Origin of the sequence: Dyella sp. 2HG41-7, from assembly GCF_021390675.1 — a bacterium.
GTDB lineage: Bacteria > Pseudomonadota > Gammaproteobacteria > Xanthomonadales > Rhodanobacteraceae > Dyella_B.
This window is the reverse complement of sequence record NZ_JAJEJV010000003.1, coordinates 299,626-321,008: the sequence shown is the minus strand read 5'-3', so window position 1 is coordinate 321,008 and position 21,383 is coordinate 299,626. Positions and strand designations below refer to the sequence as shown.

Genomic DNA, 21,383 nt, shown 5'->3' with positions numbered 1-21,383 from the left:
GTGCGGGATTGGGCCGAGCGTAGCGTCCTTAGTCAGGCTGCATCGCGTCGTTTCAGGTGAACCAGCAGCAACGAAATCGCCGCAGGTGTGACGCCGCTGATGCGCGCGGCTTGTCCGATCGTGGCGGGCAAGCTGCGCTTGAGTTTCAACAGCACTTCGGCAGACAGGCCACGCACTTTGTCGTAATCGAAGCTGGTCGGAATGCTAGTGTTTTCATGCCGACGTTGGCGTTCGATTTCTTCGCGTTGGCGCTCCAGATAGCCGGCGTACTTGGTTTGTACTTCGACTTGCGCGGCGACGTCTTCGCGATCCACCACCGGCCCCAATTCGGGCACGCGCGCCAACGCGGCGTAACCGACTTCGGGGCGACGCAGCAGATCCAGCGCGTTGGTCTCGCGGCTTACCGCAATGCCAAGTTGGCGCTGAATCGCGGCGCCGAGCGCGTTGCTCGGCGCGGCCCACAACGCACCGAGGCGCTGAATCTCTCGCTCCACCGCGTCGCGCTTGGCGCGTAGCGCGTCGAAGCGTATCTGCGGCACGACGCCCAACGCATGACCGGTTTCGGTGAGTCGCAGATCCGCGTTGTCTTCGCGCAGATGCAGACGATATTCGGCGCGCGAGGTGAACATGCGATACGGCTCGATCGTGCCGTTGCTGGTGAGGTCGTCGATCAACACGCCGATATACGCTTCGTCGCGCCGCGGATACCACGGCGCTCTGCCTTGCACGGCGAGCGCCGCGTTGAGTCCCGCGATCAAGCCTTGCGCCGCCGCTTCTTCGTAACCGGTGGTGCCGTTGATCTGTCCTGCGAAATACAGTCCGGGAATCGTTTTGGTTTCCAGCCACGGATGCAAACCGCGTGGATCGAAATAGTCGTACTCGATCGCGTAGCCGGGTCGCGTAATGTGCGCGTTCTCGAAGCCCTTGATCGAGTGCACCAGTTCCAACTGCACATCGAACGGTAGCGAGGTGGAAATGCCGTTGGGATAGATCTCGAAACTATCGAGGCCTTCCGGTTCGATGAAAATCTGATGCGATAGCTTTTCCGCGAATCGCACCACCTTGTCTTCGATGGACGGGCAGTAGCGCGGACCCACGCCTTCGATCTGGCCGGTGTACAGCGGCGAGCGATCCAGCGCGCCGCGGATGATCTCGTGCGCTCGCTCGCTGGTGTGCGTGATCCAACAGCTCACCTGGCGCGGATGGTCGTCGCGCGAGCCGAGGTAGGAAAACACCGGAGCCGGATCGTCGCCGGGTTGCTCTTCCAGATGGCTGAAATCGATGCTGCGCAGGTCGATGCGCGGCGGCGTACCGGTTTTGAGGCGGTCGGCGGCCACCGGGAGTTCGCGCAGCCGTTGCGCCAGCGTGCTGGCGGGCGGATCGCCCGCGCGGCCGCCCGCGTATTGGGCGGGGCCGATATGGATCTTGCCGGCCAGAAAGGTGCCGGCGGTCAGCACGATCGAGCGGGCGCGGAACGCCAAGCCCATTTGCGTGACCACGCCGACCACGCGACCCTCCTCGATGATCAGGTCGTCCACCGCCTGCTGGAACAGGTCCAGGTTCGGCTGGGTTTCCACGGTCCGGCGAATGGCTGCCTTGTAGAGGGCGCGATCCGCCTGGCAGCGGGTCGCGCGTACGGCGGGCCCCTTAGACGCATTCAGCGTGCGCCACTGGATACCGGCGCGGTCGGCCGCCTGGGCCATCGCGCCGCCCAGCGCGTCGATTTCCTTCACCAGGTGACCCTTGCCAATGCCGCCGATAGCCGGGTTGCAGCTCATCTGGCCGATCGTCTCGATGTTATGGCTGAGCAGCAGCGTGCGCGCGCCGCAACGCGCCGAGGCGAGGGCGGCCTCGGTGCCGGCGTGGCCGCCGCCGATCACGATGACGTCGTAGGAAGTCGGATGGAGCATGGGACCCAGGCAAATCTAGGGTGGACAGCCGCTTATGGTAATGCGTCCGGTTTTCTCGAGCATTACCGAACAGAGCTTGCGGGAAGCTGGCACGCTTCCTGCTTCATTATCACCGCACTTTCACGGGCAGACGCTGCGCACAAGCGCGCTGAGATGGGACGACAGGGGTCCTATTGCGTACCGGGATCGGAAGCAGGACGGCGCCCCTAGGGGCGCCGTCGGTTTTTCTGCGATCTCAAAAGAGAGATCTGGCGCCCGGCGGTCTCAGGAACAGGGGGAATCCAGGATGACCGTATTGCCGGGCGCCAGAAACTGGTCGCTCATAGAGGCAGTACGGCAATGAAGACCGCACCCCCCGTGTGGCGTGGAGTGATCATCGCCCTGTATCCGTGAACATGGAGTGACTGAAATGCAAATTTTTGTCGATTCACGGCAACTGCTGACAGAAAAGGTCACAGGGTGATGTAGTCCAAAGTCCATATGTGATCTACATCACGTGCTGGCACGGCTATTGCTCGTCAATTACTGCAAGCCATAGATGGGGATATGTCATGGACAGCAGCAACGAATTCGCACCGGTGTACTTGCGGCACGATCTGATGGTGGAAATCGGTCGCCTCGAAATGGCGATGGATCATCTCGTCGAGCGCGAGCCGACTCAGCAGCAACAGCTTCGCCCGCGCCTCGAAACGCGCATGAGTCATTTGCTCAGCGAACTGGATCATCTTCCCGCCTAAACGGGACACTCAAAATACCGCCCCGCAACGGCGACCTTCGGGTCGCCGTTGTGTCTTAGGGGTTCGCAATAACGCGTCGCGGGATAAGCTTGCGCTTCAATGCTGCAATACGTTGCCCACGATCTCGCTGAGATTGGGCGACAAACCTTCGCGTTGCACCAAGTGTTCAAGCGCAAGTCGCGCAGCGTCGCGACGTACCGGCTCCAACCGTTGCCATCCATTGAACGCCGTCGCCAATCGCGCGGAGATTTGCGGATTGATCGCATCCAGTTGCGCGAGACGTTCGGCAAGCAAGCGATATCCGTCGCCATCTTCGCGATGAAAGCCGCTGGGATTGGTGCTGGCGAATGCGCCGAGCAGCGAACGCGCACGATTGGGATTCTTCAGCGTGAACGCCGGATCGCTCTCCAAGTTTCTGACAACCGTGATGGCCGCATCGCCAGGCACCTGCGCTTGCACCGTGAACCACTTGTCCAAGGCCAGCGGATTGTCGGCGTAGTGCTGGCGGAAATGCGCCAATGCGGCAACCGCCTGCGGCGCGCGTTCGCGCACGAGCACGCCGAGCGCGGCGAGACGATCGGTCATCGTGGATGCGGTGTCGTATTGCTTCGCCGCCAACTCAAACGCTTGCTCCACGCTCACTAAGGCAAGCAGTTCCAGCACGCGGCGTTTGAGGCGCCGCTTCGCCTGACTTGTTGCGTCCAGCTCTTGTTGCGGGGTGTCGGCCGCCAGCGCGCGGTAGCGCGCGACCAAGGCATCCACGCCGATGCGCGATGCGAGTCGCTGCTGTAACGTCTGGCGTTGCGCGTGAATTTTTGCCGGATCTACTTCGCTTTGACGATCGGCGAATTCGATTTCGCCGGGCGGCGTCAGCAAATCCGCCAGTAACGCATCGTCGATATCGGGATTGTCGAATAACGCCGTCAGCGCGTCGCACCACGCGTGGCACGCGGTGGAGTCGTTGCCGTTATGCAGCGTATCGAACGCCAGCATGGCCAATTGCTGGCCCGCTTCCCAGCGGTTGAATCCATCCGGATCGTGTGTGAGCAGCAGCGCTAATTCGGCAGGCGAATAATCGCATTCCAACACCACTGGCGCGGAAAATCCGCGCAACAGGGAAGGTACCGGCGCGGACTCAACATCTTTGAATACGAAACGCTGCGATGCCTTGTCGAGCACGACCACGTGTTCGGTACCGTCCGCACGTTGGGCGCCCTCAAGATGGAGCGGCAGCAACTGCCCGCTCTGATCGAAGAGCGACAATTTCACCGGAATCGGCAGCGGTACCTTTTCCGGCTGACCAAGTGTCGGGCGCGTTTGTTGCGAAAGCGTCAGTGCGTATTCGCGACGCGACGCATCGTATTCGCCTTTGGCGTGGAGACGCGGCGTGCCGGATTGTGCGTACCAGGCGAGATACGGTTTCAAATCGATGCGATTTGCATCGCCGAGCGCCGCGAGAAAATCTTCAATCGTCGCGGCCTGTCCGTCATGCCGCTGGAAATACAGATCCATGCCGCGTCGGAATCCATTCGGTCCGAGTCGGCCAGCCACCATGCGCACCAGCTCCGAACCCTTTTCGTAAACCGTGGCCGTGTAGAAATTATTGATCTCGCGATATTCCGCTGGACGCACGGGATGCGCGAGCGGGCCGGCATCTTCCGGAAACTGCGCGCGACGCAGCAGGGCGACATCTTCAATGCGCTTGAGCGAAGGCGAATTCATATCCGCCGAAAACTGCTGCTCGCGAAACACGGTGAGGCCCTCTTTCAGAGAGAGCTGAAACCAGTCGCGGCACGTGACGCGATTGCCTGTCCAATTGTGGAAATACTCGTGCGCGACCACCGCTTCGACCGCGCGATATTCGTCGTCGGTGCTGCTGTCCGGATCGGCGAGCAGGTATTTCGCATTGAAAATATTGAGGCCTTTGTTTTCCATCGCGCCCATATTGAAATCGTGCGTGGCGACGACGTGAAACACATCCAAATCGTACTGGCGCCCGTATGTCTGCTCGTCCCAGCGCATCGAGCGCTCCACCGCATCGAGCGCGTAGTGGCAGTGATCGATAACGTTGGCTTCGGACCAAATCACCAGCTTCACCGTGCGGCCGTCGGCCGTGACGTAGTCGCGTTGAATGTTTTCCAGGCGACCCGCGACCAAGGCGAACAGATAGCAAGGCTTGGGATGCGGATCGACAAAGCGCGCCCAATGACGGCCGTCCGCCAACTCGCCCGCGCCGGCCGGATTGCCGCCGGCCAGCAGTACGGGAAAGCGTTGCTTGTCCGCGCGCAGCGTCACGGTGAAGCGCGTCAGCACATCCGGACGGTCGGGGAAAAACGTGATGTGGCGAAAACCTTCCGCTTCACACTGCGTCAACAGAAAACCGGTTTCGCGCGGACCGGATAGATACAAGCCTTCCAACGTGGTGTTGGCGGCGGGTTGTATGCGCACGCGTGTTGCCAGCACGCTACCGTCGCGAACGCCATCCACCTCAAGCACGCCGTTCGCGTAGCGATAGCGTTGGGTGTCGAGCGGCTGCCCGTCGAGCGAAATCGCCAGCAGTTCCAGGCCTTCGCCATCGAGGCGCAGCGGCGCGGATTGCTCTGGATCGCGCCGAAGCGTCAGGCGCGACGATACGTCCGTCGTGTCGATACCCAGGTCCACTTCCATCTCGATGGTGTCCACCGACCAGGCGGGTCGTCGGTAATCGTGCAGACGGATCGGGGTGACGGAGGGTTCGTGGACGAGAGTCATGTGGCACGCACGGCAAGGAAAAGACAAGTCAGGCTAACATGAGGCTCTTTGGGTTCCAGGACAAGCGGATGGCCGCCTTCAGCATCGAAAAAACACCGTGGGGTTCGCATGAGGTGGTGGTTCTGCGCGATACCCAGCGCAATCGCCGCGCGCTTGTCGCTCGCCGAGGAGCGACCTTGGTTTCCCTGGAGCAGCTAATCGATGGCGTGACGCGACAGTTTGTCGACGGCTATCGCGATGCGGCCGAACTGGATACGCGCCCGAGCTCGCGCTCGGCGGTCATGGCGCCGTTTGCCAATCGCATCGACGACGCGCGATATACCTTCGACGGCCACATGTACGACACGCAGCCCGGTGTTGAAGGCGCACAGCGCGCCATGCGTCACGGATTTGTGCGTGGCGTGGATTTCGATGTCGTTGCGCAGCGCGCTGATGCACAAAGTGCGCAGGTGACGTTCGCCACATCGGTGATAAGACCGGGCGCCTTCGCGGGATATCCGTTCGCCATCGATCTTTCCGTCACCTACGTGCTGGATGCTCACGGATTGTCGCTGCATGTGAGCATGCGCAACGTCGGCGATACGATCGCGCCGTGCTTCTTCGGATGGCATCCGTATTTCCGCGTGGGCGACACCAGCGTCGATACGTGGGAACTGCAAGTGCCCGCCAAAACCTTGATTCGCACGACCGCCGACAATATTCCGTTGCCCGACGCGCAGGCGTATCAACCGCTCGACGAAGCATCGCCATCCTTGGATTTCCGCAACATGAAACCCATCGGTGCCACGCATGTCGACTGTGCGTTCTCGCAGCTGATATTCGACAAAGACGGTCGCGCACGCACGCATTTGCGCGATCCGGCGACCGGCGTGCATCTCGCTATGTGGCAAGAGCGCGGCATCGTGTTGGTGTTTACCGCCGATACGATCGGTCGCGACGTGCGTCGCTCGGTGGCGTTGGAGCCGATGGAATGCCTATCCAATGCGTTCAATCGAGTCGATTGCGCCGACACGATCCGCTTGGAACCGGGCGCCGAGCGCGTATTCCGCTGCGGCGTGGAGATCGAAGGCGTATGAGCGACGCGCTTCCAACTCTCAGCCAGATTCAGGATGCCGCCGCGCGCATTGCGCCGTTTGCGACGCTGACGCCCGTGCTGCGGAATGCGTCGCTGGATGACATGGTCGGCGCGCAGCTGTACTTCAAATGCGAAAACCTGCAGCGCGGCGGCGCGTTCAAATTTCGCGGCGCGTGCAATGCCGTGTGGTCGCTGACGGATGACGAAGCGCGTTGCGGCGTCGTTACGCATTCGTCGGGCAATCACGGCAATGCGCTAGCGATGGCGGCGGCGACGCGCGGTATTGCCGCGCATGTGGTGGTTCCAGAGGGTGCGGTACGCGCCAAGCTGGAAGCGATCGAGCGGGCTGGCGCGATTCTGCATCGATGCGCGCCCACTACCGCCGCGCGCGAAGCCAAGGCCGCCGAGGTGCAACGAGCGACGGGCGCGATTTTGGTACACCCCTACGCCGACACGCGGGTGATGGCGGGGCAGGGAACGACGGTGCTCGAGTTGCTCAAGCAAAGCGGCGAATTGGACGGCATCGTCACGCCGATCGGCGGCGGCGGTCTCATGGCAGGGTGTGCGATTGCCGCACACGGCGCGCTGCCCTCCATCGTCATGATCGGCGCGGAGCCTTCAGGCGCGTCGGATGCGGCGCAATCGCTCGCACAAAGCGCACGTATCGAGCATTTTTCGCCCGACACGGTGTGCGACGGTTTGCGTACCTTGATTGGCGTAACGAATCTGGATGCGTTGCGCGAGCACCGCGTTCAAGTCATTACGGTGACTGACGAAGAAACCATCGCCGCCATGAAGCTGCTGTGGCAGACGCTAAAAGTCGTGGTGGAAGTTTCGAGCGCGACCGTGCTTGCCGCCGTGCTCAAGCAGCGCGAGCAGTTTGCCGGTCGCCGCATCGGATTGGTGCTCACCGGCGGCAACGTGGATGTGGATGCGTTGCCCTGGTAGTGAAAGCGCCTAACAGTTCACGCTTTGTAAGCGTTGTCGACACGTCGGAAATTTCGCGGTGAGTTGACCGTTCGCGCACCGCTGGCGGTATCCTCCGTGTCTTCGATACCGTCGTGCAAAAGGGGATATCCGTGACGACCTCACGCATACGCTGTCACTGGGCAGCCGACGGCGACTTGATGCAGGACTATCACGACACCGAGTGGGGCGTGCCCCTGCACGACGATCAGGCATTGTTCGAATTCCTATGCCTGGAAGGCGCGCAAGCGGGACTATCGTGGCGCACCGTGTTGCACAAACGCGACAACTACCGTCGCGCTTTCCATCAATTCGATATCGCGCGCGTCGCTGGCATGAAAGACCGCGAAGTGGAAAAGCTGTTGCTCGATCCAGGCATTATCCGCAATCGATTGAAGGTCACGGCGGCGCGCGATAACGCCAACGCGGCGCTGGAAGCCATCGACGATTTCGGCAGTCTGGACGCTTTCCTATGGTCCTTCGTCGAGGGCAAGCCCGTCCGCAACCAATGGCGCACCCGGGGCGACGTGCCCGCCACTACGCCGATCTCCGACCATATGAGCAAGACGCTGAAAAAGCGCGGTTTCCGCTTCGTTGGCAGCACCATTTGCTATGCCTTTATGCAGGCGACCGGCATGGTCAACGACCACTTGGTGGAGTGCTTTCGGCATAAAGCGTGCGCGGCCAAAAAGTGATGACGAGACAAGCTCTCAGTCACGCTAGAATGGCTTCCATCCAGGGCCCACGGAGATGCCGTATATGAAGCCGGTTCACGATTCGCGCGCGCGTTACGGCAACGGCCCTCTGCTCGGACTGTGCGCCGCGCTGCTGCTCCTGCCGCTGGCGGCCCACGCCAAAACCGGCGACCGCAACCAGCCCATGAACACGTCGCAGGCGTCGGTCAATGGCTTCAATGCGCCCAATACCATCACCACACTTACCGGCAACGTCGTCGTGACTCAGGGCACCATGAAAGCCAAGGGCGCCGTCGCGCAGCTTTATCTCGATAAGGACAGCCAGGTCGCGCGTATCGTGATGAAAGGGAGTCCGGCGCATATCGAGCAGCTGGACGACAACAATCATCTGATGACCGGCGAAGCGCCGACGCTGGATTACGACAACATCAACGGCATCGCCGTGCTGCAGCCGGATGCCGTCGTCACCCAGCAAGGCATGGGCGACGCGCACGCCGACAAGCTGACCTACAACACCAACACGTCCTACTTCACCGGCACGGGCAATATCAGCATGACGTATCTGCCCAAGCAAAAGCAGGAGGGTGCGCCCGCGCCCGCAACCTCGGCGCCCGCATCGACAGCGAGTGCGGCCACGCCGCAAAAGTAAGCCGTCGCGCGGTTCAGCGTCGTCGCGAACCGCGCAATGATTCGAGCGAGATGCTCGCGATTTCGCCGCCGCCTTTGACGCGGCGCGATTGACCCGATGCCGGACCCCAGGCGTGCGCGGTCACCACTTCCCACGTCGCCGGAATACGGCCATTCACGCGCATCGCTTCGTAAGCGGCCAGCATGTCGCGAAAATGCTGTTTGCCGGTAAGGCCGCGTTCGCGGCCACGATCGGCGTGTGTGGCGCCCAATCCCTTCAGCTCACGCAGCAGCGCTTTCGGCTCGCTGTAAGTAAGCGTAAAGCGGTCGACATCCAGCACCGGATCGCGCAAGCCGGCGTTAATCATCGCATCGCCCAGATCGTGCATATCCAGAAAGCGGCTAACGTGCGAATGCTGATCCACCGATGCCCACGCTGCGCGCAATTCGCGCAAGGTGTCGGGCCCAAACGTGGAAAACACCAACATGCCGCCAGGCTTCAACACACGCACGCATTCGCCGAACAACGCGGAGAGATCGTCGATCCACTGGAAGCACAGATTGGAATGCAAGATATCCACGCTGTGATCGGGCAATGGCAGCGCCGTCGCTTCGCCGCATACGCGAGCAAAAGGCTTGAGCCAGCTTGCGTGCGATTTGGCGGTGCGCAACATCGGCAGCGCAGCGTCGATGGCGATCACTTGCGCCTTGGCGTAGCGCTTCTTCAGCAACGCGCTGCCGCGACCCGTGCCCGCACCCACGTCGATGACGCGTTCGGGTTGCTGTAAATAGAAATCGAGGCGTTCGAGCAGCAATTGTTGCACTTCGCGCTGCAAGGCGTCGTGTTGTTCGTAGCTTTCGGCGGCGTGGCTAAAATTCGCGCGGATACGATGTGCATCGAGTTGGAAGTCGCTCATGCGGCGGCCTCCAGCCATGGCAGCAAGGTTTGCGCGACGGTCGGCGCATGGCTAAGAAACGGTGCGTGTCCGGCGCGCGCAAGAACGTGAAATTCGCCCTTGCTCGCCTGCGCGGACCATTGCATCGCATCGGGATGTACCAGGCGATCCAGGCGGCCGGCGCTCCACCAACTGCTGCCGGGCTTCAAGCCCGGCAAGTACGCGCGCAGATCGGTTTGATCGAGTACGCGAATGCCTTCCTGCAACACACGCAGATCGGGTTCGCCGCGCGAGAACACATCGCCGCGCAGCTTGCGCAATTCGCCGCGTGGATCGGGGCTGCCCATCACTTCCAACGCAAGAAAGCGTTCAATGGTGGCGTGGTAATCCGTTTCCAGGTCGGTGGCGAGCTGCTGCACGAGCGACGGGTCGCGTCCGTGCGGCCAATCGGCACCGCTCACAAAACGCGGCGTTGCGCAGAGCATGGCGAGCCCGCGCACGTGTCGCGGAAAATCCAGCGCTGCGGTCAGTGCGATCGATCCGCCGAGCGACCAGCCAAGCCAGAACGCGGGCGGCGTCGCTTCGACGATGGCGCGCGCGCAAGCATGCGGTTCCAGCGGTAGGCCGCAATCACGCGAAAAACCGTGTCCGGGCAGATCAACCAGGTACATCGTGCATTGGTCGCTCAGTGTTTCGACCAGCGGCGCGAACACGCCGCCGTGCATGGCCCAACCGTGCAGCATCACCAGCGGAATCGGCCCGCTGCCTGCCGTTTCGATGTACAAACTCATGCAGCGGCGCTTCCGGAAGGGTGCTCGTTGTCGATGCGCTCGTCAGCCGATAGAGAGGGCGCGAGGGCTTTGTCGACGGCGCCGCGTTCGTCGAACACGAAACAGTCGCCTTGCCAGTGTACGCCGCCGACTTCTTCGAAATATTTCAGAATGCCGCCTTCGAGTTGAAACACGCGTTGCATGCCGATGTCTTGCATATGCAACACGGCTTTCTCGCAGCGAATGCCGCCGGTGCAATAGGAAACCACGGTTTTGCCGGCGTAACGCGTTTGATCGGCCGCCAACGCGTCGGGCAATTCGGTAAAGCTCGCGATGCGATAGTCGACCGCCTGCGGAAACATGCCGACGTCGGTTTCATAGGCGTTGCGCGTATCCAGCAAGACGACATCGTGCCCTTCGTCGTCATGGCCTTGATCGAGCCAGCGCTTGAGCGTGGCCGGATCCACCGCGGGCGCGCGACCGCCTTCCGGGCGAATGGTGGGTTTGCGCAGCGTGATGATTTCTTTCTTGAGACGTACGCGCATGCGTTTGAACGGCACGTCGTCCGACAGAGATTCTTTGGCCTGCAAACCGGCAAAGCGCGAATCGATGCGCAGCCAATCGAGAAAACTGTCAATCGCTTCGCGCGAGCCGGCGAGAAAAAGATTGATGCCCTCAGGCGCCAACAAAATCGTGCCCTTCAACGCCAGCGCGTGGCAGCGTTCGAGCACGCGTTCGCGCAGCGTGGGCAGATCGTCCAGGCTGACGAAGCGATAGGCGGAGATATTTAGAGTCGACATAGGCAGTACGGAAAGCTCAAGCCGCCATTATACCGGGGCCTTTTCCAGGCGCAGGGCTGCCAAGGCTTCCAGCAGGCGATCCACATGGGCTTCCTCATGGGCCGCCGACAACGTGATGCGCAGGCGCGCCTGGCCGTGTGGGACCGTAGGCGGGCGAATGGCGACGACCAGCAAGCCCTGGTCTTCCAGGGCGCGGGCGGCGTCCAGCCCTCGCTGCGCATCGCCGAGCAAAAGCGGCTGGATCGCCGTGCGCGAAGGCATCAACGGCAGGCCCAGCTCTTCTGCGCCGCGTCGGAAGCGTTGAATCAGTCGATTCAACTTTTCGCGCCGCCAACTTTCATTGCGCGCGATCATCACCGCGCAATGCGTGGCCGCGGCGAGCGCCGGCGGCATGGCGGTTGTGTAAATGTAAGTGCGTGCGAATTGGATCAGTCCGTCGATCAGCGCGGCAGGGCCGGCGACGAATGCGCCGCTGCATCCCAGCGCTTTGCCGAGCGTCGCCATCAAAACCGGCACGTCGCGTTCGCTCAAACCGGCCTCGGCCACGCTGCCGGCGCCGTGATCGCCCAGCACGCCAAGGCCATGCGCATCGTCCACCATCAGAGTGGCGTTTTCTTGCCGACAAAGCGCGGCGAGTTCGGGCAGTGGCGCGATATCGCCGTCCATGCTGAATACGCCATCGGTGGCGACCAGCGCGCAGCCTTCGGCATCGCTGCGTAATTGCCGCGCGGCGGCATCGACATCGGCGTGCGGATAACGCTTCAACACGGCGCCGGCAAGTTGCGCGCCGTCGAGCAGGCAGGCGTGGTTGAGTTTGTCCTGCACGCACAATTCCCCACGCTGCAGCAACGCCTGCATCACGCCGAGATTGGCCATATAGCCCGTGGAAAACAGCAGCGCGCGCTCGCGTCCGGTCCATTCGGACAACGCTTCTTCGAGTGCGGCATGTTCGCGACGATGACCGCAAATCAGATGCGCGGAGCCGCTGCCGACGCCGCTTTCATCGGCGGCTTGCTTCAACGCTGCAATCAGACGGGGATCTTGGGCGAGGCCGAGATAATCGTTGGTGCAGAAAGCAAGCAGGCGCCGCCCGTTGCTTTCCACAAATGGACCTTCCGTGCGGGCGATCGTGCGCAGTCTGCGTTGCAGCTGTGCTTGCGCGCGCTCGGCCGTTTGGACGGCCAAACGCTCAATCAGATCAGGCCGCGGCACTGCAGCCGCAACCTTGGCCGCAACCCGTCGTTTCCGTCTCAAGAATGTCTGCGTGCACCGTGTCGGCTTCTTCCGTCACTTCCAGCGCATGCAGATCGAGGCGGCGGAACAGGGCGCGATCGTGCTCGACGTCCGGATTGCCGGTGGTGAGCAGTTTTTCGCCGTAGAAAATCGAATTGGCGCCAGCGAAGAAGCACAGCGCTTGCACGGCATCGTCCATCTGCTGACGACCGGCGGAGAGACGTACCATCGATGCGGGCATCAAGATGCGCGCAACGGCGATCGTGCGCACGAATTCGAACGGGTCCAGCGCTTCGGTGCCGTGCAGCGGCGTGCCCTCCACTTGCACCAGCTGATTGATCGGAACCGATTGCGGATGCTCGGGCAGATTCGCCAGCGTTTGCAGCAGACCGGCGCGTTGATCGCGCGTTTCGCCCATGCCGACGATGCCGCCGCAGCACGTCTTCAAACCGACTTGGCGCACGTGTTCAAGCGTATCGAGGCGATCCTGATATTGGCGCGTGTGGATGATTTCGCCGTAGAACTCCGGCGCCGTATCCAGATTGTGGTTGTAGTAGTCCAGACCCGCGTGCTTGAGCGTTTGCGCTTGTTCGCCCGTGAGCATTCCTAAGGTTGCGCAGGTTTCCAGGCCCAGCGATTTGACCGCGGAAACGATCTCGGCCACCTGGGCCACGTCGCGATCCTTCGGGCTGCGCCACGCGGCGCCCATGCAGAAGCGGCTGGCGCCGGCGTTTTTGGCGGCTTGTGCGCGCGCGACGACCGCATCTACCGACATCAGTTTTTCCGCTTTCACGCCTGTGTGATAGCGCGCCGCCTGCGGGCAATAACCGCAATCTTCCGGACATCCGCCGGTCTTGATCGACAGCAGCGTTGAAACCTGCACCGCGTTCGGATCGTGATGCGCGCGATGCACGCCATGTGCGCGATGCAGCAGCTCGTTGAACGGGAGTTGGAACAGGGCGACGATTTCGTCGCGGGCCCAGTCGTGGCGAAGAGCGGCTGCGGTCATGGGAAAACTCCGGAAAACAGACGCACAGTGTGGAAGTCGCCCCAAAAGTTGTCAACTCAATGCTTCTGCGAATGGTTGACGGGCGGCAACACGGCGTTTCGCCTGAATTTCAACGTTTGCCGTCGTTCTTCTCGTTCGCCACCAAGGCGCCCAGCCGAAACCGGCACACATGGCCGCCGCGCACGATGCACTCCATATGGTGGACACGTCGACCGCTCGCCGCCTCCATATAGGCAAGGTCGAACTTGCATACCTGCGGATGTTCCCGCGCCAAGGCGTGAAAGACGCAATTGAACGCTTCCACCTGCCATTCCTCGCCATGTCGCGCCGGTACCGCTTCATAGCCGAGCGCGTCGAGCTTCTGCGCCAAACCTTGGACAACTTCCTCAAGCGGCGTGTCCGACGACGGCGCCACCTCGCGACTGCCAAGCACGCGGCCAAGATCGCGCAAGGTGTTCTCCATGTCAGCCTCGCCGAATCGTGCGCTCAACTGCGCGAGCAATGCCGACGCGATGGTGTCGTAGTTGCGGGGGAACAAAGCGCGCCCCGTCTCGGTGAGTCGGTAGCACGCCGTCGGCCGTCCGCCGCTGGGGCGCGATTGCGAGCGTTCCACGTAATCGCGCGCGATCAGGGCGCTCAAGTGTTGGCGCACGGCGTTATGGCTGATGCGCAATTGCGCGCATAGCGATTCCACCGTGCCGCCCTCGTTGCCCATCAGCAGTTGCCGCATTACGCGCTGCTGCGTGGCGCCGAGTTGCTTGAGCGCCGTCATCGTTTATTTGGCCTTGTCCGGAAATTGTTTGGCGATGCCGTTCGACAACGCGTCGGCGATCGTATTCATATGCGCCTGCATCTCGGTCCAAGTTGCCTCTTCGCCCTTGGTATCGCCGCTCATGATCTGCCTGATCTGCGTCGCGTGATGCGCGACATGCGCCGCGAACAAGCTTTGCACGGCGTTTTCAGGCAAGTTCGGATTCGCGCTGGAGAAGAATTTCGCAATGTCGTTGACGTTGTTGTTGAGATCGGTCATTGCTTTTTGTTCGCCGGCCATATCGTTGGCGGCGCTCGCATCGGTAAGCGCCTTCACGCCGCCCCAGTGGCCGGCGAGCAATTGCAAGGTCTGCGCGCCGGCAGGTTTGCCGTAGAAACCCGCGACAGCATTGGCGATCTGTTTCGCGTTGGCGACCACAGCGTCGGCAGCGGCCTTGGCTTTGGCGTTGTCGTGCGCATGCACAGCCATGGCGTATTCGCGCGTGTGCACCACATGACCATGCCATAGGGAGCGCATCGCCGCTTGCAACTTCGGCGCGGCGCTCGGCGCGTCTTGCGCGGTCATGCCCATATCGTGCATGGGTGGCGCGGCTTGCGCGACGCCGACCATGGCGCAGGTCGTGCCGGCAAGCATAAACAGCAAGGTTCGGGTGTTCATGAAGCATCTCCGTGATGTCGCTTAGTGCGACTGGGGATAGTCTGAACACCTATGATTTTCGCGCAATAAACCTATGTGTAAAGTCCATATGGCAACGATTTTGGCGGTTCGTCCGGTTGCGACTATCCACGCCGGGCCTGGGCTGGCGTCCCCAGACTCAGGGCGTTTCCACAAACGGGGCCGTACCTCTACCATCGGGCATCATCCATCGAAGGAGTCGATTCATGAGTACAGGTCAGGGCAGCGCCGGAAACGTTCTTGCTGCGATATGCAGCCTGTTTATTCCCGGGCTGGGCCAATTGGTGCAAGGACGCGTGTTGAAGGCCCTGCTGATGTTCGTGCTGGCGGGGGTGCTTTGGATCTTCTGGATGGGTTGGATCATCCATCTCTGGTCGATCATCGACGCCGCGATGTTCAAGCCGAATAACTGACGACGGTTTCGCGCATGGATGCGCTGAGTCGAACGCTCGCCACGCTGCAATCGTGGTTTCTGCCGTGGCGCTGTCTGCTTTGCGGCGATGCCGGCGCAAACGGCCTGGATTTGTGCAGTGAATGCGCGGCCGAACTGCCGCGCAACACGCATTGTTGCCAACGTTGCGCGCTGCCTTTGCCGATCTCGGCGACGCAATGCGGACGATGCCAACGCAAGGCGCCGCCGTGGGATTCTGCATGGTCGCCGTTTCGCTACACGTGGCCGCTGGATCGGTTGGAAACGCGCTTCAAGTTCGGTCGCGATTTGGCTGCGGGGCGCGCGCTCGTCACGATGTGGCAGCGTGCGCCGCGGCCTTCGTCTTTGCCTCAGCTTGTTATTCCCGTGCCATTGCATGTGCGTCGCTTGCGTGAGCGCGGTTACAACCAAGCGTGGGAACTTGCCAAGCCACTGGCGCGCACGTTAGACGTCGCTTGTCGGCACGATGTTTTGTCGCGAGTCAAGAAAACCGAAGCGCAAACAGGATTGGATGCAGTCGAACGGCGACGCAATCTACGCGGTGCGTTTGCTTTGCGCGACGATGCTGCGCTTCCATCGCACGTTGCGGTGCTCGACGATGTATTTACGACCGGCGCCACGCTTGCTGAATGCGCTCGCACACTCAAGCGTGCAGGTGTTCAGCGAGTCGATGTCTGGGCGTTGGCGCGTGCACCCGTGCCGGGTCGTTAACGCACCGCCAGCGCCAGCGCGATACCGATCCACAACGTCAAGCCAAGCCAGTTGTTGTGGCGAAACGCGGTAAGGCACGCGTCGCGTTCGCGATTGCGAATCAGCCATTGCTGCCAGCCGAACAATCCGGCGGTGGCAATCGCTGCCACCCAATACGGCCACGCCAGGTGCGCGCGCGTACCAATCATCACCAACGAGACCATGAAGGTACCCATCAGTACGCCGATAATCAGCAGATCCGCATCGCCGAAAAGAATGGCGGTGGAGCGTGCGCCGGCTTTGATGTCGTCGTCGCGATCGACCATCGCGTATTCGGTATCGTAGATCACCGACCACAGAATATTGGCGATAAACAACACCCAGCCGACCGGCGGCACGTCGTTCAGAATGGCGGCGAACGCCATGGGGATCGACCAGCCGAACGCGGCGCCCAGCACCACCTGTGGCAGATCGGTGTAGCGCTTCGTAAACGGATAAAGCGCGGCCAGCGCGGCGCCAATAAAAGAGAGCTTGATCGTCAGCGGGTTGGTCATCAGCACCAAAAGAAAGGCGAAGACCAGCAGGGCGACGAATACGATCAGCGCCTCGCGGGGCGTGACGCGTCCGGATGCGATGGGCCGTCCCGCCGTTCGCGCGACCTGGGGGTCGAGTTTGCGGTCGGCATAATCGTTGATGGCGCAACCGGCCGCGCGCATCGCAAACACGCCCAGCGTAAAGATCACCAACGGCTTCCAGGGCGGAAAATCGCCCGCCGCCAGCCACAGCGCCCACCAAGTTGGCCATAGCAGCAGCAGGGCGCCGATGGGGCGATCCATGCGGGTCAGGACGAGGATGTCGTGCGCTTTTTGCCTATGTTTTTCAGGCAGTTTCTGCAGCAGCCAATCCAGCACTCGCGCCGCCCGGGTCGAGCTGTCGGCAGGTCGAACCGGTTGCGTTCGCGTCGGGGTCGCCGACGCGCGGGCGCGGTGCGGTACGGGCGCGGGAGACGTGCGCCGAGGGCGCTTGCGGGAAGTCGGTGCCATTCCCTCAGTGTAGCGTGCATGCTTAACGCAGGAAGGTGCGCCACGACGCGGCCTTCACATCAGTAGTACATTGTCGCCCGAGAGGGATCCGTCCAGGATTTCGACCACATCGAGGGCAGGGTCTTAATGAGCGCGTCTATCGGACATATTGCCTTGATTGTGCGCGATCCCACTCGCACCGCGGAGCTGCTCGCCGGCGTGCTGGGCGCGCAGGTGGTCGCCGACCAACCCGACGACGAAGGCTGTTTGCAAACCTTCGCGAAATTCGGGGGCGTGTGGTTCGTGTTGCGGCAGGGGGAGGGGCCGCCCATGCGCAACGGCGACCATATCGCGTTCGAAGTCAGCCACGACGAGCTAAGGCATTTCGCCGGCATGCTCGCCACGTCCGATGTAGAGCACTTCATGGCGCGCGAAGACAGCGCGCTTTATTTTATGGATTACGACAACCACGTTTTCGAACTGGATGCCGGCGGTTCGATCGACGACGCCTTTCGCGGGCTGTTACGCGCGTAGCAGCAATTGGTACGCGGGATTCTCGCTTTCATCCACATGCGGATAGCCCAGCGTGGCTAGGAAATCCTGCAGCAAACCCAACTCGCTCGGCGGCGCCTGGATGCCGACCAGGATGCGCCCATAATCGGCGCCATGATTGCGGTAGTGGAACAGGCTGATGTTCCAATCTGGATGCATCCGATCCAAAAACCGCGCCAATGCGCCGGGGCGTTCTGGAAAATCGAAACGATACAGACGCTCGTCGCGCGCCAACGGCGAACGGCCGCCGATCATATGGCGCAAATGAAGTTTCGCCAGTTCGTCGTCGGTTAGATCCAGTACGCCAAATCCATTGGTGCGAAATGCATCGACCAGCGCCTCGCGTTCGCCGCGTTGCGCGGTCTGCACTCCGACGAAAATATGCGCGGCCTGCGCATCTCCGATGCGATAATTGAATTCGGTAATCGAATGCTGGCCTAGCGCGCTGCAGAAGCGGCGAAAGCTGCCGCGCTGTTCGGGAATGGTCACGGCGAAAACCGCTTCGCGCTGTTCGCCCACTTCCGCGCGCTCCGCCACGAAACGCAGCCGATCGAAATTCATGTTGGCGCCGGAGACCACCGCAACCAAGGCGCCATCGCAAGCACCATGCGTGGCGACGTACTGCTTCAAACCGGCCAAAGCGAGTGCGCCGGAGGGTTCGGGAACGCTACGCGTGTCCTGATAGATATCGCGAATCGCCGCGCAGATGGCGTCGGTGTCGACACGCAACACATCGTCCAGGTAGCGCTGGCACAGCGAGAACGTCAGCGTGCCGACTTGCTTGACGGCGGTGCCGTCGGCGAACAATCCCACTTCATCCAGCGATACGCGTTCGCCGGCTTCGATGGCGCGGGCCATGGCGTCGGCGTCGCAGGCCTGCACGCCGATCACGCGCACATCCGGGCGACGCGCCTTGATCACCGCGGCCATGCCGGCCGCAAGGCCGCCACCGCCGATCGGCAGGAACACCGCGTGCAACGGTCCGTGATGTTGCGCCAGCAGTTCCAGCGCAATCGTCGCTTGGCCGGCGATGACGTCGAGATCGTCGAAAGGATGCACGAACGTTGCGTCGCGTTCTTCTCGCAATCGCTGCGCTTCCGCTTGCGCATCACTGAAGGAATCGCCGTGCAACACTACTTCCACGAAGGCGCCGCCGAAGCGTCGCACGGCATCCACTTTCACTTGCGGCGCCGTCACGGGCATCACGATGATGGCCGGGATTTTCAAGCGCGACGCGGCCAGCGCGACGCCTTGTGCATGATTGCCCGCCGACGCGGCGACCACACCACGCGCACGTTCCGTCGGTTCGAGGTGCGCCATGCGGTTGTAAGCGCCGCGCAGCTTGAATGAAAACACCGGTTGCTGGTCTTCGCGTTTGAGCAGCACGCGATGGCCGAGTCGCGCCGAAAGCTGCAACGCAGGCTCCAGCGCTGTGTGTTGTGCGACTTCGTAGACCCGCGCCGTTTCGGCGCGTCGCAATACCGAGGCGGCCGTTGGTGCGGCGTCGTTGTCGATCAACTGCGCGTTCATGCCTGCGCCGGATGCTCGACCTGCAATACGTCGACCAGTTTGCGTGTCTGCTGCAGGATTTGCGTCAGCGTTGCGTCGTCGCCGCGCACGGTCAGCGTGAGGCGCGATACGGCGGGATCGGCGGTGGCGGCAACGGTGAGCGTATCGATGTTATGTCCGCGCGCGGCAAACAGGCCTGCGACGCGAACCAAGGCGCCGGCTTCGTTTTGCAGAAGAATCGAGAGCGTGTGTTGCATGGCCTGTTCCTGTCGTGTGGATCGGTGCGTCGTGAACGTTAGAAACTGTCGGATGCGGCGGCTTCGCCGGTGTGCGCTACCGTGCGCGAGGGAATGAAATCGCCCGTGATCATTTGCGAGTAATTAGCGCCGGGGCCGACCATGGGATACACGCCGGCATCCGGATCGATCATCACTTCCAGAAAAGCCGGTCCGTCGTACGCCAAAAATTCGGCGATGGTCGCCGCCAAATCTTCGCGACGTTCCAAGCGTCGCGCCCAGCCGAAGCCGTCCGCTTCGGCTGCGCGCACAAAATCCTTGCGATGCAGGCTCTTGTCGGAAGAGGCGAAGCGTCCCTTGAAGAACAACTTCTGCCACTGCCGCACCATGCCATCGCCGACGTTGTTAAGGATGACGATCTTCACCGGCAAGGCGTAAGTGGTGACGGTTTCGAGCTCGCCCAGATTCATGCGGATGCTTGCATCGCCATCGATATCGATCACCAAGGCATCGCGCTGCGCGAACTGCGCGCCGATAGCGGCAGGCAAGCCGAAGCCCATCGTGCCCATCGAGCCAGACGTGAGCCAATGGCGCGGCGCGCGAAAATCCAGATATTGCGCGGACCACATCTGATGCTGGCCCACACCGGTACTGAAAATGGCGCGGCCTTGCGTGTGGCGATTGATTTCTTCCAGCACCGCATACGGCTGAATCAACGCGCTATCGCGGTCGTAGTTCATCGCGTGCAGTCGCTTGAGCGCGGCGACGTGCGCATGCCAATCGGCGAGCGCGGGCTGGTGACCGTGCGCCTTGCCGTAGTCAGTGAGTCGTTGCAGCGCGCGATCCAGCGGTCCGACGTGATGCCAATCGGCAGGTTTTACCTTGTTGATCTCGGCTGGATCGATATCGATATGCGCCACGAACTTAGCGCGCGGCGCGAACTGCGTGGGCACGCTGGCGACGCGATCGTCGAAGCGCGCGCCGAGCGCAACCAGGAAATCGCAATCTTCCACCGCATAGTTCGCGTACGCCGTGCCGTGCATGCCAAGCATATGCAGCGCCAGCGGATCGGTGGTATCGAAACCGCCGATGCCCATCAATGTTGTCGTGACCGGCAATCCGAATGCGTCGACAAACGCCCGTAGCGCGGGTGCCGCGCCGCCGCCGACAATGCCACCGCCGGCGTAGATCAGTGGACGCTTGGCGCGCGACAAGGCTTCGAAGAACGCTACGCAATCCGCATCAGTCAAGGTGGCCTGTTCCACGTCGCGCAGACGCGCACGGTAACCGGATAGCGGTAGCTCTTCCCGGCCGTCGAACACCATCATCGTGTTCTGCACATCTTTCGGAACGTCTACTACCACCGGTCCGGGGCGACCGCTGCGCGCAATGGTGAATGCGGTGCGCAGCGTGGCTTCCAATCGATCCGCTTCGGTAACCAGAAACACATGCTTCGCGCAGGAACTCATGATGTTGCTGATGGGCGCTTCCTGAAACGCATCGCTGCCGATCGCTTGCGTGGCGACCTGTCCGCAGATCACCACCATCGGAATGGAATCGGCGGTCGAATCGCGCACCGGCGTCACCATATTGGTGGCGCCAGGACCGGATGTAACGATGGCGACGCCGACTTTGCCCGACGCGCGCGCATAACCCGACGCCATAAAACCCGCGCCTTGCTCGTTGGCGGGCACGATCAGCGGCATCGGCTCGCTACAGTCGGCCCTTATGTTTTCAGCGTTATGTCGGAACACCGCATCGTAGACCGGTAAAATCGCGCCGCCGGAATAACCGAACAGCACATCGACGCCTTCGTCGGCCAGCACTTGTACGACGACATCCGCGCCGCTCATGGCCATCCCGGCCAGCGGATGTTGCGCGATGCCGGGTTCGGCAACGGCGGCGGATGTGGGTTTCAGCAACGGCATGTTCACGAAAATCCCTAGGTGATTGCGTGTTGTTATCGAAGAAGCGTTTCTTGATGCGACAAATCAGAAAATACGCAGCACAGGCATAAGGGCCATGCGA

The 21,383-nt window shown here is 61.8% G+C and carries 21 protein-coding genes; 8 read left to right on the top strand and 13 right to left on the bottom strand.

All coding sequences use genetic code 11. The features are described 5' to 3' along the window. Positions 1 to 32: 32 nt before the first annotated feature. On the bottom strand, positions 33 to 1,910 hold the full coding sequence (gene mnmG, locus L0U79_RS01395; protein WP_233840093.1) for a tRNA uridine-5-carboxymethylaminomethyl(34) synthesis enzyme MnmG: 1,878 nt from the start codon (positions 1,908 to 1,910) through the stop codon (positions 33 to 35). Between the two features lie 551 nt (positions 1,911 to 2,461). On the opposite strand from mnmG, the gene L0U79_RS01390 reads away from it, so the two are divergent. Beyond that, complete coding sequence (locus L0U79_RS01390; protein ID WP_233840092.1) at positions 2,462 to 2,647, top strand: hypothetical protein; 186 nt, start codon at positions 2,462 to 2,464, stop codon at positions 2,645 to 2,647. Between the two features lie 96 nt (positions 2,648 to 2,743). On the opposite strand, the gene pepN is transcribed toward L0U79_RS01390, so the two are convergent. Then, complete coding sequence (pepN, locus tag L0U79_RS01385; RefSeq protein WP_233840091.1) at positions 2,744 to 5,398, bottom strand: aminopeptidase N; 2,655 nt, start codon at positions 5,396 to 5,398, stop codon at positions 2,744 to 2,746. Between the two features lie 68 nt (positions 5,399 to 5,466). Between pepN and L0U79_RS01380 the strand changes: the two genes are divergently transcribed. The 4 genes from L0U79_RS01380 to L0U79_RS01365 all read left to right on the top strand — a co-directional run bounded on the left by L0U79_RS01380 (position 5,467) and on the right by L0U79_RS01365 (position 8,783). Further along, the gene (locus tag L0U79_RS01380) at positions 5,467 to 6,474 is read left to right on the top strand and encodes an aldose epimerase (RefSeq protein ID WP_233840090.1); all 1,008 of its coding nucleotides are present in this window, start codon (positions 5,467 to 5,469) and stop codon (positions 6,472 to 6,474) included. Further along, on the top strand, positions 6,471 to 7,421 hold the full coding sequence (locus L0U79_RS01375; protein WP_233840089.1) for a pyridoxal-phosphate dependent enzyme: 951 nt from the start codon (positions 6,471 to 6,473) through the stop codon (positions 7,419 to 7,421). The genes L0U79_RS01380 and L0U79_RS01375 overlap by 4 nt, the downstream gene beginning before the upstream one ends. Positions 7,422 to 7,546: 125 nt before the next feature. Continuing rightward, positions 7,547 to 8,134 (top strand): DNA-3-methyladenine glycosylase I, encoded by a 588-nt coding sequence (locus tag L0U79_RS01370; protein WP_345778411.1) that lies wholly within the window; start codon positions 7,547 to 7,549, stop codon positions 8,132 to 8,134. Positions 8,135 to 8,198: 64 nt separating this feature from the next. Continuing rightward, positions 8,199 to 8,783 (top strand): LptA/OstA family protein, encoded by a 585-nt coding sequence (locus tag L0U79_RS01365; protein ID WP_233840088.1) that lies wholly within the window; start codon positions 8,199 to 8,201, stop codon positions 8,781 to 8,783. A gap of 13 nt (positions 8,784 to 8,796) precedes the next feature. Here the strand turns inward: L0U79_RS01365 and bioC are convergent, their stop codons facing one another. The 7 genes from bioC to L0U79_RS01330 form a co-directional block, all read right to left on the bottom strand. After that, the gene (bioC, locus tag L0U79_RS01360) at positions 8,797 to 9,678 is read right to left on the bottom strand and encodes a malonyl-ACP O-methyltransferase BioC (protein ID WP_233840087.1); all 882 of its coding nucleotides are present in this window, start codon (positions 9,676 to 9,678) and stop codon (positions 8,797 to 8,799) included. Beyond that, positions 9,675 to 10,448, bottom strand: coding sequence for a pimeloyl-ACP methyl ester esterase BioH (gene bioH / locus L0U79_RS01355; RefSeq protein WP_233840086.1), 774 nt, complete (start codon positions 10,446 to 10,448; stop codon positions 9,675 to 9,677). Before bioH ends, bioC begins: the two co-directional genes overlap by 4 nt. Beyond that, entirely contained in the window at positions 10,445 to 11,227 is a 783-nt protein-coding gene (locus tag L0U79_RS01350) for a sulfurtransferase (protein ID WP_233840085.1), read from the bottom strand. Before L0U79_RS01350 ends, bioH begins: the two co-directional genes overlap by 4 nt. A 27-nt stretch (positions 11,228 to 11,254) precedes the next feature. After that, entirely contained in the window at positions 11,255 to 12,439 is a 1,185-nt protein-coding gene (gene bioF / locus L0U79_RS01345) for an 8-amino-7-oxononanoate synthase (protein ID WP_233840084.1), read from the bottom strand. Continuing rightward, positions 12,426 to 13,469 carry a biotin synthase BioB gene (gene bioB / locus L0U79_RS01340; protein WP_233840083.1) on the bottom strand — a complete coding sequence of 348 codons (1,044 nt, stop codon included), beginning with the start codon at positions 13,467 to 13,469 and terminating at the stop codon, positions 12,426 to 12,428. Before bioB ends, bioF begins: the two co-directional genes overlap by 14 nt. Before the next feature lie 109 nt (positions 13,470 to 13,578). Beyond that, positions 13,579 to 14,241, bottom strand: coding sequence for a transcriptional regulator (locus tag L0U79_RS01335; RefSeq protein ID WP_233840082.1), 663 nt, complete (start codon positions 14,239 to 14,241; stop codon positions 13,579 to 13,581). A gap of 3 nt (positions 14,242 to 14,244) precedes the next feature. Beyond that, positions 14,245 to 14,898 carry a hypothetical protein gene (locus L0U79_RS01330; RefSeq protein ID WP_233840081.1) on the bottom strand — a complete coding sequence of 218 codons (654 nt, stop codon included), beginning with the start codon at positions 14,896 to 14,898 and terminating at the stop codon, positions 14,245 to 14,247. 224 nt (positions 14,899 to 15,122) lie between these two features. On the opposite strand from L0U79_RS01330, the gene L0U79_RS01325 reads away from it, so the two are divergent. Both L0U79_RS01325 and L0U79_RS01320 read left to right on the top strand, forming a co-directional pair. After that, positions 15,123 to 15,329 carry a hypothetical protein gene (locus tag L0U79_RS01325; protein WP_233840080.1) on the top strand — a complete coding sequence of 69 codons (207 nt, stop codon included), beginning with the start codon at positions 15,123 to 15,125 and terminating at the stop codon, positions 15,327 to 15,329. 14 nt (positions 15,330 to 15,343) lie between these two features. Further along, positions 15,344 to 16,057 carry a ComF family protein gene (locus L0U79_RS01320; protein ID WP_233840079.1) on the top strand — a complete coding sequence of 238 codons (714 nt, stop codon included), beginning with the start codon at positions 15,344 to 15,346 and terminating at the stop codon, positions 16,055 to 16,057. Here L0U79_RS01320 and ubiA read toward each other — a convergent pair. After that, positions 16,054 to 16,947, bottom strand: coding sequence for a 4-hydroxybenzoate octaprenyltransferase (gene ubiA / locus L0U79_RS01315; protein ID WP_233840078.1), 894 nt, complete (start codon positions 16,945 to 16,947; stop codon positions 16,054 to 16,056). The two genes, L0U79_RS01320 and ubiA, sit on opposite strands and share 4 nt — an antisense overlap. 258 nt (positions 16,948 to 17,205) lie before the next feature. Here ubiA and L0U79_RS01310 point away from each other — a divergent pair, with 258 nt between their 5' ends. Next, the gene (locus L0U79_RS01310; RefSeq protein WP_233840077.1) at positions 17,206 to 17,592 is read left to right on the top strand and encodes a hypothetical protein; all 387 of its coding nucleotides are present in this window, start codon (positions 17,206 to 17,208) and stop codon (positions 17,590 to 17,592) included. Here the strand turns inward: L0U79_RS01310 and ilvA are convergent. The 3 genes from ilvA to ilvB are packed head-to-tail and all read right to left on the bottom strand — an operon-like array spanning position 17,581 to position 21,283. After that, the gene (gene ilvA / locus L0U79_RS01305) at positions 17,581 to 19,140 is read right to left on the bottom strand and encodes a threonine ammonia-lyase, biosynthetic (RefSeq protein ID WP_233840076.1); all 1,560 of its coding nucleotides are present in this window, start codon (positions 19,138 to 19,140) and stop codon (positions 17,581 to 17,583) included. The genes L0U79_RS01310 and ilvA overlap by 12 nt on opposite strands. After that, positions 19,137 to 19,376 (bottom strand): acetolactate synthase small subunit, encoded by a 240-nt coding sequence (gene ilvN / locus L0U79_RS01300; RefSeq protein ID WP_233840075.1) that lies wholly within the window; start codon positions 19,374 to 19,376, stop codon positions 19,137 to 19,139. Before ilvN ends, ilvA begins: the two co-directional genes overlap by 4 nt. A 38-nt stretch (positions 19,377 to 19,414) precedes the next feature. Next, on the bottom strand, positions 19,415 to 21,283 hold the full coding sequence (ilvB, locus tag L0U79_RS01295) for a biosynthetic-type acetolactate synthase large subunit (RefSeq protein ID WP_233840074.1): 1,869 nt from the start codon (positions 21,281 to 21,283) through the stop codon (positions 19,415 to 19,417). Between the last annotated feature and the right edge of the window lie 100 nt (positions 21,284 to 21,383).